Below are 13,230 nucleotides of genomic sequence, written 5' to 3'. Positions count from 1 at the left end.
AAAGTGAAATTAATTGCAGTATTTCTAATTTTTGATCTTCCCTGAATATATGGCTTTTCATGAGACTAACGGAGATCCGGAGTTCGTATGACGAGATTAAATCGATAACTATTCTTTCTTTTCAATCACCACTGCGCTTCTATTTCGCGCTTTCGGAAGGAAGATAAACTCCATTGCTGGTGGAAATCAGGCCCAAGGAATATCGGAAGCCTGATTTCCGTTCAGAAGGCTGCCTACTGGCGATTCAATCTTGCGATAAACATATCGGAAGAACCAGTAAGAGTTTTTCCGCCCAAATTCCCGCTCGTGCTACCAGCTATATAGATATTCTGAAAAGAATCCGTGGTAATTCCATTTCCAGTTTCAAAATCGCTACTCCCCAAAAGTTTGGCCCATTGTTTCGCACCGCTGTCGTCATATTTCACAACGAAAATATCTCTGCTCCCTCCTTGGTATGTTTGCCCGTCTAAAGCCCCTCCGGTTTCACCGGTTGCATACACATTTCCAGAAGAATCGGAAGCAATGGAAGTTCCAATTGTGTAGACTCCGGAAAGACCTAAGAGCCTGGTCCATTGTCTTGTCCCGCTACTATCGTATTTTACTACCAAGAGGCTAGAAAGACCGACAGCGGTTTGGCCATCAAGATTTCCGTCCGTATCGCCTGTTGCGTAGACGTTCCCGGAAGAATCCGTGGAGATTGCTCGTCCGTACGTTTCGACCCCGGAAACACCTAATAGTCTTGTCCATTGCTTTACCCCGTTGCTATTGTATTTTACAACGAACAGATCAATAATACCGGTAAGAGTTTGACCGTCTAGGTTTCCTTCCGCCTGCCCAGTTACGTATACATTGCCGGAAGGATCAGAAGCGATTCCGACTCCTCTTGTATACTTGCCAGCGACACCTAATAGTCTTGTCCATTGTTTCGCTCCGTTACCATTGTATTTTATGACTAACAGATCAGAATTGCCGGTGAGAGTTTGACCATCTAAATTTCCTTCCGTCACTCCGGTTACATACACATTTCCGGAAGAATCGGCAGAAATTCCACTTGCCCCAGTGTATGTCGAAGCCACGCCAGAAAGTCTGGTCCATAACTTTGTTCCAGACCGATTGGTTTTAACGACAAATAGATCGGAAAGGCCGTTGAGAGTTTGGCTGTCTAAGCCCCCTCCGGTTTCACCTGTTGTATACACATTTCCAGAGGAATCGTATGTAATCCCGTAAGCATTCGTGCTTAATGCGCTCACACCCATTAGCTTGGTCCATTCCGAACTGCTATTTCCATTGTTTAGTGTAGCGAGGAAAAGAAAAGGGTTAGAATTGGAACCAGAATCACATCTTATCGAAGCGAGGGATGAGATCAGCCATAATGAAATTGTAATTTTTTGTTTCATAGCATTCACTTGATATACCTTTTAATATTATTATTTATTAATACGATATGGATTTAAATTTATCCCTTGGTTTTTATGGAGGGTTAAGTTGAAGATGTTCTTTGTTTTTTTTCAGAGTAAAGAGAAAAATATTTCCGAATGAAAATAGTCGAGTTTTTGAATTATTGGGTTGTAAATTTTTTATTCCAAAGTCATTTTGATCCGCAAATTTTACGTAGAACTACGTACGATTCTTTTTCGAGTAAGTAGTTCTACGTAGTGCGTCATTTTGTTCTGATGCTATTTTTAATATTGTGATATTTGGATCCATCGTCTGCCGATAAAATAATTTTCATTTCTACCTTCTCCTATAAAAATCCCAAAACATATTTTACTGGTACAGCAATCGTTGTCTTGAATTTACTGTATAGAACGAAAGGTAGTTGTTGTTTTAATGGCTTTATATAGAAATTATTTCTTCTATCATATCGAGCGAATCCAATACGTCTCCTTGCGATAAGTCTGAGCTTGATCCATTTTAGGAGAATGGTCATTGCAGTAATCTTGTGAATTTCTAATTCGTCACAGACTTCTATAACTGTATATTGTCTGTTTGTCTTCTTTCCTGATTGGATCCAATTCCAGATCTTATTTGCATTCTTTTGATATTCAAGTTCTCGGTTTCTTTGAAATTTCTTAGTATATACGTCGGACCAAAATGCATTATACTTTTCTAGTTCAGATCTTTCAAACTTCTTGGCTTTAGAAAATATACTTGGGGGGTATTTAATAATCCGTAACCAGAATGACATTGTATTTTTGGAATCTCTTCAATTTCCCTTGCTTTGAAAAGGATTTCCTGTGATGAAAGTTGAAGCCAATTTTCAGTTCTTTTGTTATAGATTTTAGGGCTAAATCCTTTCCCTTCAATCCAAATGTTTTTTTGGTCTTCATTAGTTTAATTTTGAATGTTTTCTAAAAAATTAATATGCCATTTAATGATTTCTTGAATGGGAGTTTCTAAGCTAAATCCTATTTTTAGATATAATTTTTGATATAGAGGAAAATCACTTAAGAGTAGGTTTTTGTTTTTCGCAAAAAACTTTTGATTTTCTTTCCAGACTGCAATTGAGAACTTAAATGGATCTTTGACTGAGCTCCGAATGGATGGGTCCACGTAAGGAAAAGCATAAGGGACTCTTTGTTGAAAATCTTTAAAATCTACTAATAATCCGCAATTGTTCTCTTTACTAAATGCATAAAGATCTCTCGGATCCAATAGATCGTAATTGATAGGGCTGATATTTAAGGAAAAAAATCCACCTATCGAAATATCCAATTGGGATTTTAGATAAGTTTTTGCCTCGCTCATTGTCTTTCCTGTATAAATATCATCATCATATAAAAGGATGTCGCTGCGACCGGATAACTCTTTCAAATTAGAAGCAGTAGTAAGCGTTTCCATTTTATAGCCTAATTTTCTATGACCATGAACGTCGAATATTCTGGAGATCGATAGGTTATATTCTAAACGGATCATCGGATCTAAACTGATCATATTGTCTGTCGACATCGATTTAATTTTCTGCTTTTGTTTTTCAAGGGATATAATCTCTACCACATTAAAGAACCCTTCAAGAAACTCTGGAATTGGATGTCCATCTTCTCGAACTTTAAGGTTCTTATCGTAAAAATCCTTCTTCTGGTACGTTTTCCGAATTTCTGTAGAAGAACTGTTACTATTTCCCTGCGCTAGATAAACGGATTCTTGATTTTTTACATTGATTTCGTATCCGTTGCGAGTAACGACCACACAACCATCGTCACTGTATTTAAATGCTTCCGCAAAATTGAAATTATCTCCGCCGCATAGAAAGAAAATTTTGGTTTTAAGTTTTGCATTACGTTCTAGATACTTTTTGAGACGGAAAACGACGTCGGTAAAATTAATACTGGTTTTATTGAATACGCCGTTCCATGGGTCCAAACCGATCCACAGAAAATCTTCGATTTTTTCGGTTACTAATCGATTTCTTTCATAAATATCCAAGAATGAATTTGTTTTTGGTCCTACGTAAGCATCATGATCTGGGGAGATATACCCGCCTAAAACTTCGTAACCTTCTTTTTCTAAAGATTCTTTGGCAATGATCATCATGTCAAGGTGACCATCATGAATAGGGCATAAAGCGCCTGTGAGTAGTAAGACGCAGTGATTATTCGTTTTCGGATTTTCTAAGAAGGAGTAAGGGGTACAAAGTATAGAAGTAGTATCTTCAATGTTTATGTCGTTGTGGTTTAGATCTTCGAAAAAACCCGCTTTTAGAGTTGCTTCCAATCCCTCTTCTCGGAATAATTTACTATAATATTGGTCCCTCTCTATTTTCCAACTTTGAATTTTTTTCATATAGATTGCGCCTTGTAGATAATATCCCCCCGAATAATGATCCGAGGAAGATCGTTCTCTCCCAAATAAACATCCACATCATGACAGATCCTATGATCAAAGATCAGTATGGAGCCCTCCTTAGGTAAAAAAGCGGATAATACTTCTTCTTTGAGAGCTCTTCTGTCCCAATCCGAATGATTTCTTTTCCAAACATCAATATTTTCTAAATTATCTTGGATGAACCGAGTAGCACCCGATTGATTAGTAGTTAAATAGATAACAAACGATTTCAAAGTCCTGTAGATACTATCTTTATAGATGAATGCTGCATCATAATGAGCGTAGTGTTCTCCGCCCGAGTCGTATTTCATGAAACGAAAAAGAGGGCTAACTTGAACGGGAAACCATAACGGATTTTTTTTAGGGTTTTCTTGCCACCAATCTGTGGAAGTTTTTTCCGAGCAAAATTTTTCTTTTAGATGAGGAATAATCAGTTCAGAAAGTAAGTCTGCCAGTTGAATGGACCATCCGGTGGCTCTTTGGCTTCCGATCCCGTAATTTTGATACATTATGCCGTTGATGGATACCGGTGATAGAATCTTCGATTCCAAAAATAAGTTCTTTAGAGAATTACAAGTTTCGGAATTTAGAAAATGACTCCAATAGTTGACTTCAGGCAATGAGGTTTCTTGCATCGAAAAATCTGAGTCTGCTTGTATTGGAAAAGTTATCGATGGCATTTCCCAGAAGCCAGGAACTTTTGTAAATTCTGGTTTTTTGTGATGTATCATGACCAACCTCCTTCAACTTGCCTTTTTAAAACGTCTACAAACCTACTAGGAAGTCCAACTCTGTATTTATGAAGATTTTTCTTGTGTAATGTTTCTATGTTTTCGAAACTTTTCATCGTTTCGATAGAAAGTAGATAATTTATTTTTCTGTAATCGAGATCGAAATCTTTGAGTAGAATGAAGAAGCGAACATCTTCATAATTTGCGCCTATCATTTCTTGGTCGGTTCTTCCGTCAAAAACGTCTCCCCTCGGTTCCGCCTGAATGATTTCTTCCGGGATTTTTAAACTATGAGCAATTGAATAAATCTCATTTTTGTGCAAGTCTGCAATGGGTTGTAAATCGACCATTCCATCCGAGGCTTTTCCATAGAATCCTAAATATGCGCCTTCATCTCTATTAGTCGTTCCAACTACGATGGATCGATAATTTTGTTCCTGTAAAAGTGCCGCTTGAAAATAGAGGAAGGGAACTCGAACGATGGAAAGCAGTTGTCCTGCAGCGAATGGGTTATAATTCCCTTCTTCTAACTTAAGATATTGTTCTTGGACTTGAGTTAGATCTTTTTCCAGAAATTCGATCTTTTTGTTTTGAATACTGAAATTCGATTTTAGAAGTTTAAATTTTATTAAAGTATCCTTTTGTCCCGTAGCACCTATACTGAAGATAGGAAGAGCAATTCCGATAATTCTTTTTATGGGAGAATTCAGTTCCAGCGAAGCAAGGTTTAATAATCCCAATACAACGGATGAATCAATTCCTCCGGATAACCCGATTACGCAACTATCCAGATTTTCTATTTTGAAAAATTCATTTATAAGTTGGACTTTTCTTTTTAGATGTAATTTAAGATCGAAGCCTCGATATCTATCTAAAAGATTCCTCAGTTCAGATTCTGTTTTTAAGTTTTGAACTAAGCTAGACGTGATAGAAGTGGGACTATTATCGTAACTTTTCATAAATCGAAATTGAATCCCCGTTTCACCATTCTCTCGTATTTCGATTTGTTGAATTGATAGAGCAGGGCAGCTCTATGAGATACATTTTTCTCAAATTCATCGGTGGATTCGAGTATATCGAATTGTAATATTTTTTTGCGGAAATTCCGTTTATCGAGATCTTTCTCCAAAATGATTTCGTATAATCTCTGCAATTGGGTGAGAGTAAATTTACGAGGAAGCAATTCAAAGCCGATTGGTTGATAGCGAACCTTTCCTTGTAATCGATTAAGAGCTACGGCCACAATTTTATCGTGATCGAAAGCTAATTTAGGAAGATCTTTAACGTTACGCCAGATGGCCTTTTCCGCATCGGAAGAGGCTCGTAGTGGATAACTTTGTAAGTTTACAAGAGCATAATATGCTACAGAAACGACTCTTTCGCGAGGGTCGCGATCTATTTGCCCGAATGTGTATAATTGCTCTAAGAAGATATTCTTTAAGCCGGTTTCTTCTTGGAGTTCACGCGTTGCCGCCTCGTCAATCGTTTCATCGATCCGAACAAATCCACCGGGCAATGCCCAATGACCTCGAAACGGATTTAGCCCCCTTTGTATGATAAGGATCTTAAGATCGCCATTATCGATTCCAAAAACTACACAATCGACCGTTAAGCTCGGTCTCGCAAATTTATAGGAGTAGATCTCTTTCTTTTTCATTGGATTTAGTTAGGGCGATAGTGTCTTAGAAAATTATCTTAAAGTGTAAAAAATACACTAACTTAGTCAATTATATTTTCCTTTTGCATATAGAGAAGCCAAGGCAATGAAAATCTCTCATTATTGGCAGTTTATGGGTGATGCCTCCGAATACGGCCGATCCTCAAAAACTGAAAAATATCGGAGGAACAACTCTATTATAAATCCGAACTTCGTCGATGTTGATTGGCTGGGCACCTCCGCCAAGTGTGCCGTATCCTAAGGTAAAGGGCGCACCAGAGTTCCAAGGGGTTCCATTTGGATTATATACTGTCGATTTTACTAGATCATTGCCAACATATAAGTTGGCAGTATTATTAGGTAGATCCCAAGTAAAAGTCATATGATACCAAACATTGTCTTGGTAAATTCCGCAAGGGCTGACATTGCTCACGGCACCCGATCCTCCGCTTACTGTGTAAATTCGGAGTCCATGTAAACAAGTGGTGGAGTCGTCTAAAAACTGAAATCCTAATCCGTCCCCTTGCCCCATAATTGTACCCCCTCCTGAGGGTTTAAATTTTCCTTTTACCCAAGCGCTAAGAGTAAAGGAGGCAATTCCAGTTAGTATCGGTTCTCCAGCAATTGAATCCGAGCTATGCCATGAGTCTATACCATCGTAACGGAAGGCTCCATTGGGCAAGTTATTATGATCGGAAGTCAGTATAGGTCCCACGGTCCCAAATGCAGTTAAGTGAATAGATCCGACTTTATCATTTGCGTCCCCATCCAAGGGCCAATAATGGATCAAGCCAACGTTTATGGTCCCAAGGTAGAGCTTTCCAATGTCCTCAAACAGATCATCTCCACTTGAAGGCCAAAGTGCATTCAGTAGTAGAACAGTTCCGCAATTTTGAAAACTGAAAATTACAAAAAGAAGAAGGATAAGAGTATAACGGATGTTAGACATAGTCGCATTCTTTAGTTTGACCAATGGTGAAGAAAATAAAGATGAAGCGCAATTAATATTAGGTCTGAAATTGATTTAGATACAATTTGTAGATTACCAATATTTAATAGTTAAGAATATATTATCATCATTCGGACGATAACTTTATATAATACCTTGAAAGTTAATCTTACATCCTACAGCCTCAACCCTTGATCCCACAAGATTAAGGCAGCAATAACCAACACAAAATAACCAAAACCAATTTTAAGATTTCTTTCATTCATTCTGGATGAAAGATTCTGTCCTAAAAACATTCCAGCAATTCCTAAACTAGAAATTATCAGAAGTAATGGGCAATTTTCAGTTTGCACTGATCTTGAACTAATTACAAATCCGAAAAGTGAATTTGCGGCAATTATAGCAAGTGATGTTCCAACTGCCTGCTTAATAGGAATTCTGAGTAGAATTACAAGCGCAGGAATGATTAGAAATCCTCCGCCTGCACCTACAAATCCTGTGATCATTCCTACTATAAATCCTTTGAATCCGATTGGTAAAAAGTTAGATGGAATTGTATTTGGTTCCGTTGTCTTTGTGATAAAAAAATTATTGGTTCGAATCATAGCCCATGAACTAAAAACCATGATGATTGAGAAGATGATCATAACAAGTAAAGGTTTTGTTAGCGTAAGACCGAAAATAGAAACTATGATTTTAGGAATAGATGGAAGAAGTAAATATCTCGAAATATAAATTCCGAAAAAGCTCGGTACAGCGAAATATACACCGACTTTTATATTTATATTTCCTTTTTTGCTTTGGATTATTGATCCGACTAAAGCTGCTGTTCCAACTACAAAGAGTGAGTTTGTTGTGGCGAAATTTACGTCTTGTTCGAAAAAATAGAATAAAATTGGAACTGTTAGGATAGAACCTCCTGCGCCGATCATTCCGAGTAGTATTCCCATGATAAACGAGGAGATGTATCCTAAGATCAGCATATTAATTTATTCTAATCTATTTTTCAAATTCGTTTTCTTATCTAGAATCCAGAATAGTAACATTCCGAAAATAATGCTGACAAAAACGATTAAAGGCCTTGTTTCAAAGCTTGCAAGTGTAGTGACCGAAACTGTGGGGCAATAACCGCCTAGTCCCCAGCCAATCCCAAAAATTAAACTTCCGATGACCAAGGCAGGAGTGATCTCTTGACGAGTAGGGATAAACCAATCCTTTGAGAACATTGGCGTTTTTCTCTTTCGAATTAGTTTGTAGGTGATAAAATGAACTCCGACTGCTCCGGCCATTGTAAAAAGAAGGGTGGGGTTCCATTTTCCGAATATATCTAAAAATCCTAAGATGTTTGCAGGCTGTAAAATTCCGGACGTTCCTAAGCCGATTGCGAATAATAAACCTACGATCAGTGCTCCAATATTATATTTCATATATATAGCCCCGTTTTTCTAAGTAATACTACCGCTGCCATTCCAGCTGCCATGAATACGATTGTTGCTACTATGGATCTTGGGGAAACCCTGCTTACTCCGCAAACTCCATGTCCACTTGTACAACCTCCTCCCAACATTGCGCCGAATCCTACGAGAACCCCTGCAAGCGCACCGATCCATGTTTTTGTCTGTAGTTCGGCTGCTAAAAGTTCTGGCGCCGTAAATTTTAAAGAAAGACCACCTAATAGTAATCCAACTATAAAATACCATCTCCAAGCTAGATCACCTTTGGTAGGGATTAACACGCCATATACAATGCTACTTACTCCGGTTACTCTTCCGTTCCATAAAAGCATTAAAGAAACAGCAATACCAATCACTATTCCTCCAACAAGACCCATTACCCATTCTGTTTCCATTCTTCTTACTCCTTGGGCAGGTATTTCTCATTCCAATTCACCATCCCTCCTGCCATATTGGATGTGAATTTATAACCTAAACGAATGCTCTCTTCCGTTGCTTGTTGGGAACGTTTTCCACTTCGACACACAAAGATGATCTCTTCAAAGCGATCACCTGTTTCTAAATATTTAGTTAAATCAGGCCCTAATGTTACAAGTTGGGAGGTCTGAATATGGCCTAACTCCCCGTGAAATTCTTCCGGAGAACGTACATCTACGATTTTAACGTTTCCAATTTTCTTAAGCACGTCCTCATTCAGAACAGTAGGAATTCCTGATATACTTATAGGATTCATTGTTCTTACGATTTCTAAACTACCACAGCCTGCGTTTGCGGGTAGTGCTAGATGCATCTTTTTGGGAGTTTTAAGCTGTAATTCTTCCATGATCTTTTGGAATTCTTCTTTAGAACGATTTCCTCCGATCCTAGGATTGAATTTCTTTTCCAACGCGATTGTTGTGCTGCTTAAACCTTTGTAATCATGCGCCGGATAAACTTTAGTTTCATCCGGAAGTGAAAATAATTTTTGCGTGATACTTTCATAAAGTTTTGCAGAAGATCCTTCTTGGAAGTCTGTTCTTCCTGTGCCTCGAATCATAAGAGAATCTCCCGTAAATACCATTCCTTCGAATAGGAAACTCATACATGCGTTTGTATGGCCGGGAGTTGAGATCGCTTTTATGTTTTTGTTTCCGAGAGGAAGAATTCGCCCATCTTCTAATAAAATGTCTACACAATCGATTTCTGCTAATGCACTTACAGCCGTTTGGGCCATAGTGTTTTTACGGATTTCCGAAGCTCCAGTGATATGATCCGCATGTATATGAGTTTCTATAATATACATTAAATAAAGGCCCAGCTCTCTGATCAGTTTTAGATCTCTGTCTACAGTTTCCCAAACTGGATCTATGATCACTGCCTCTTTAGTTTCCAGATCTGCTATCAAGTAAGTATAGGTAGAAGATTGTGATTCGTATAGTTGGTAAAAAAGAATATCTTTCATTGCTGGGATTTACCTTTCATAACGTGCATATACATCAATATACGATTCTTCGGTATCGATATCTTGTATAATCCTGCAATAGTTGGAAAAAAATAATGAGGTAGTTGGATTTTTTCGAGGTTTTGCAGAATTATACAAACATTGGATCTTTGCTTCTTAGTCTATTGAGAAAATGAGAGTTAGATATCATGAGAACAAAAGAAAGAGATAAACTTCACAAAGATGGGCTCATAAATTTTTCGATGGCGTTTACGGCAGCGGGTTTTTTATGGAGCTTCTTATATTTTATATTAGGTTTTCCTCAATCAGCGATGATTCCAGGAGGTTATGCGGTTTTAAGCCTATTAAGCTTATTTTTCGTTTTTGTTACTGGTAAGTATTTAGCTTTTAGATTTCTTCAATTTCTTTTTATCTTAATACTTCCCGTTCTTTTGCAATTAAGCTTAGGTGGTTTTGAAAATTCTGGTGCAGTTATCATTTGGGCAATACTTTGTCCGCTTGGAGCGCTTTCTTTTGCTCCTATTCGCCAAGGATTGGTCTGGTTTGGATTATTTCTGATTGTTTTGGTTTTAACTGGGTTTGCGGAATTTTACCTACATCTTCCTGTGCCAAAAGTTGAAAGGAATATGCAGATTTTATTTTTTGTGATCAATATCGTAGGTGCAGGAACTCTGACTTTCTTTAGTTTATTCTATTTTATTTCTAAAAATAAACAAGAACATGATAGGGCCGAAAATCTTCTTTTGAATATTCTTCCGGAACCTATTGCGGAAAGACTAAAAAGAAATCCATCTACAATTGCTGATGGATACAAAATGGTTTCTATCTTATTTGCGGATATTGAGAACTTCACCGTGATTTCTCAGAAGGTGTCTCCAGAAACTTTGGTACATTTTCTAAATGATGTGTTTTCCCATTTTGATATTCTCGCAGAAAAATACGGTATGGAAAAAATAAAAACGATCGGAGATGCTTATATGGCAGTTTCTGGAATACCGATTTGGAATGAGGATCATGCGAGAAGAGCAATGGAGATGGCAATAGAAATGCAGAAATTTGTAAAAACTTTACACGATCCTTCTGGAAGGCCGTTAAGAATGAGGATAGGTATTCATTCGGGACCTGTTGTCGCAGGTGTGATCGGTAAGAAAAAATTTGCATACGATCTGTGGGGCGATGCAGTGAATACTGCAAGTCGTTTAGAATCTCATGGCGTACCTGGCAGAATACAAATCTCTGAAACTACATATGAACTATTAGAAGATACATCTCAAATAGAAATTCGTAGATTGATAGATGTGAAAGGTAAGGGGGAAATGAGAACTTATCTTAGCTATGAATAAATGGGATTATGGCATGCGCGGATTCAGTTAAGCTTCCGCGTAACTTGCTGGTACTTCTATAAATGATTTCAGATGTCTTGTGCTTCTGAATATTTCTGAAGGAGGTAATCCGAATGTTGCACGAAAGGTTCTAGTAAAATGAGCAGAATCGAAAAAACCCGCACGATGTGCAGAATCAGTATGGCTCATTCCATGCAAGAGTGAATAGACTGTTAATTTGAGTCTGAACCAAGTGCGAAAAGAATGAAATGGAATACCAATCTCCTTTTTAAATTGGTGTTCCAAATTGGAAACCGACATACCTGCAAATTCTGCAAGATCCTTTGCAGAATGATCTTCATGTGGCAATGTAGTAATCAATTCTACTATCTTTTGGATACGGGGATCTATTAATCTAGAATCGTTCTCTACAATCGGAGGTATTTGATTCAGTAATTCTAAAAGTATTTCTTCCGAGCCAGAATCATCTGAGAGAATTTGGTTGATCTTAGCGAATAATTGCTCTTCTTCCCTTAATGAAATAAAAATACCATCCGTCTGACTTTCAAGATTGGATGCTCTTAAAGATTCATAATTAGGACTACTTAAATCCATAAAGAGCAGTATGCAGAACTTTCCTGAAAATCGGATAGAATGATCTATCATTGGGGGGATAAGCGCAGAACGAAAACTGATCCAATCAGAATCATTTAAGGAAATTTGGAATTCTCCATCTAAGCTGATACAAACTGTTGCAGCAGCTCTTCGACGTAATGTTAGATCAGGAAGATAGCCGGCAAACAAGCAACGACTTCCCCAGATACAAATCCTTTCTTGTCGATCGAGTGGGCGAGAATTAATTTCCATAAGTTGCAGAATTATACAAGGAGCTTTCATCATCTGCAAATATAATCATCCTGTCACTGAGAATTTATTCTACCCTGGCTTGGGTAGAAGGTTGGAAAGAACATACTACTCTATAATAGGATTTACACTTATATGTTAAAGCAGGCATTGGAGTCCGGATCGGAAAATCAAAACAAAAAGTTATGGGAGAAAGGTGATTTTACTGAGATCGCGTCCTTAATGAGAAAATCGGGAGAAGAGCTCGTAACTCACCTTGGAATAACATCGCCGTTGAGAATTTTGGATTTAGGATCTGGAGATGGCACTACAGCGATTCCTCTTGCAAGAACTGGATCAGAAGTAATCGGAATCGATATTGCCAGAAATTTAGTTGAGGCAGGGAATAAAAGAGCAGCAGCGGAAGGCCTCTTTAATTTAAAATTCCAAGAAGGAGATGCGTGCGATCTAAAAGACATCCCGGACCATTCTTTTGATTTAACTCTTTCTGTATTTGGTGCAATGTTTGCTCCTAAACCATTTGATGTTGCAAGCGAAATGGTTAGGGTCACAAGACCAGGTGGTCGAATTGTGATGGGAAATTGGATCCCAAATGATCCCACTTCGTTTGTTTCTCAGTTATTGAAGATAAGTGCTTCCTTTTCGCCTCCTCCTCCTGAAGGTTTCGTAAGTCCAATGACTTGGGGAATGAAATCTTACGTGATGGATTATTTCGTTAAGGCCGGAGCGAAAGCGGATAAAATTTCTCTATTTAAAGACACATACAATTTTATTTCTCCAAATAATACTCCTGGAGATTTGATAGAGCTACTTGGGAAATTTTATGGTCCTACAATGAACGCTTTTGAAGCTGCGGAAAAGCGTGGTAAAAAAGAAGAGCTACGCAAACAACTCATAGAGCTTGCAAAAGAGCAAAACCAAAATAGTAACACTGGGATTTCAATACCGGCTACTTTTTTGCGAGTCACTGTTGATTTATAATGAGAA

At 37.9% G+C, this 13,230-nt stretch carries 14 protein-coding genes; 2 read left to right on the top strand and 12 right to left on the bottom strand.

Going from position 1 to position 13,230, the window contains the following annotated elements; all coding sequences use genetic code 11:
• Positions 1-233 precede the first annotated feature (233 nt).
• The 11 genes from B1C82_RS18970 to B1C82_RS18920 form a co-directional block, all read right to left on the bottom strand.
• Positions 234-1,397 (bottom strand): SBBP repeat-containing protein, encoded by a 1,164-nt coding sequence (locus tag B1C82_RS18970; RefSeq protein ID WP_234008360.1) that lies wholly within the window; start codon positions 1,395-1,397, stop codon positions 234-236.
• Between the two features lie 347 nt (positions 1,398-1,744).
• Positions 1,745-2,188 (bottom strand): hypothetical protein, encoded by a 444-nt coding sequence (locus B1C82_RS18965; RefSeq protein ID WP_086449145.1) that lies wholly within the window; start codon positions 2,186-2,188, stop codon positions 1,745-1,747.
• A gap of 146 nt (positions 2,189-2,334) precedes the next feature.
• Entirely contained in the window at positions 2,335-3,783 is a 1,449-nt protein-coding gene (locus B1C82_RS18960; protein ID WP_086449144.1) for a nucleotidyl transferase family protein, read from the bottom strand.
• Positions 3,780-4,556, bottom strand: coding sequence for a 2OG-Fe(II) oxygenase (locus B1C82_RS18955; RefSeq protein WP_086449143.1), 777 nt, complete (start codon positions 4,554-4,556; stop codon positions 3,780-3,782). Before B1C82_RS18955 ends, B1C82_RS18960 begins: the two co-directional genes overlap by 4 nt.
• Positions 4,553-5,515: an NAD(+) synthase gene (nadE, locus tag B1C82_RS18950; RefSeq protein WP_086449142.1), complete on the bottom strand. Its 963-nt coding sequence runs from the start codon at positions 5,513-5,515 to the stop codon at positions 4,553-4,555. Before nadE ends, B1C82_RS18955 begins: the two co-directional genes overlap by 4 nt.
• On the bottom strand, positions 5,512-6,213 hold the full coding sequence (locus tag B1C82_RS18945) for an NUDIX hydrolase (RefSeq protein WP_086449141.1): 702 nt from the start codon (positions 6,211-6,213) through the stop codon (positions 5,512-5,514). The genes nadE and B1C82_RS18945 overlap by 4 nt, the downstream gene beginning before the upstream one ends.
• Positions 6,214-6,376: 163 nt before the next feature.
• Positions 6,377-7,162, bottom strand: a complete 786-nt coding sequence (locus tag B1C82_RS18940; protein WP_086449140.1) for a LamG domain-containing protein — start codon at positions 7,160-7,162, stop codon at positions 6,377-6,379.
• 176 nt (positions 7,163-7,338) lie between these two features.
• The gene (locus B1C82_RS18935) at positions 7,339-8,145 is read right to left on the bottom strand and encodes a sulfite exporter TauE/SafE family protein (RefSeq protein ID WP_086449139.1); all 807 of its coding nucleotides are present in this window, start codon (positions 8,143-8,145) and stop codon (positions 7,339-7,341) included.
• A 6-nt stretch (positions 8,146-8,151) separates the two neighbouring features.
• Positions 8,152-8,589, bottom strand: coding sequence for a DUF6691 family protein (locus B1C82_RS18930; protein WP_086449138.1), 438 nt, complete (start codon positions 8,587-8,589; stop codon positions 8,152-8,154).
• The gene (locus tag B1C82_RS18925) at positions 8,586-9,011 is read right to left on the bottom strand and encodes a YeeE/YedE family protein (protein WP_086449137.1); all 426 of its coding nucleotides are present in this window, start codon (positions 9,009-9,011) and stop codon (positions 8,586-8,588) included. The genes B1C82_RS18930 and B1C82_RS18925 overlap by 4 nt, the downstream gene beginning before the upstream one ends.
• 5 nt (positions 9,012-9,016) lie before the next feature.
• Positions 9,017-10,057, bottom strand: a complete 1,041-nt coding sequence (locus B1C82_RS18920; RefSeq protein ID WP_086449136.1) for an MBL fold metallo-hydrolase — start codon at positions 10,055-10,057, stop codon at positions 9,017-9,019.
• A 188-nt stretch (positions 10,058-10,245) separates the two neighbouring features.
• On the opposite strand from B1C82_RS18920, the gene B1C82_RS18915 reads away from it, so the two are divergent.
• A complete protein-coding gene (locus B1C82_RS18915; RefSeq protein ID WP_086449135.1) occupies positions 10,246-11,400 on the top strand; it encodes an adenylate/guanylate cyclase domain-containing protein in 1,155 nt (384 codons plus the stop codon).
• A 27-nt stretch (positions 11,401-11,427) separates the two neighbouring features.
• On the opposite strand, the gene B1C82_RS18910 is transcribed toward B1C82_RS18915, so the two are convergent.
• Complete coding sequence (locus B1C82_RS18910; protein ID WP_086449134.1) at positions 11,428-12,279, bottom strand: helix-turn-helix transcriptional regulator; 852 nt, start codon at positions 12,277-12,279, stop codon at positions 11,428-11,430.
• 99 nt (positions 12,280-12,378) lie between these two features.
• On the opposite strand from B1C82_RS18910, the gene B1C82_RS18905 reads away from it, so the two are divergent.
• The gene (locus B1C82_RS18905) at positions 12,379-13,224 is read left to right on the top strand and encodes a class I SAM-dependent methyltransferase (RefSeq protein ID WP_086449133.1); all 846 of its coding nucleotides are present in this window, start codon (positions 12,379-12,381) and stop codon (positions 13,222-13,224) included.
• Positions 13,225-13,230: the final 6 nt, after the last annotated feature.

The sequence above is a fragment of the Leptospira venezuelensis genome (genome assembly GCF_002150035.1).
GTDB classification, from domain to species: domain Bacteria; phylum Spirochaetota; class Leptospiria; order Leptospirales; family Leptospiraceae; genus Leptospira_B; species Leptospira_B venezuelensis.
The sequence above is the reverse complement of the archived record's forward strand: the minus strand, read 5'-3'. Positions and strand labels throughout refer to the sequence as shown.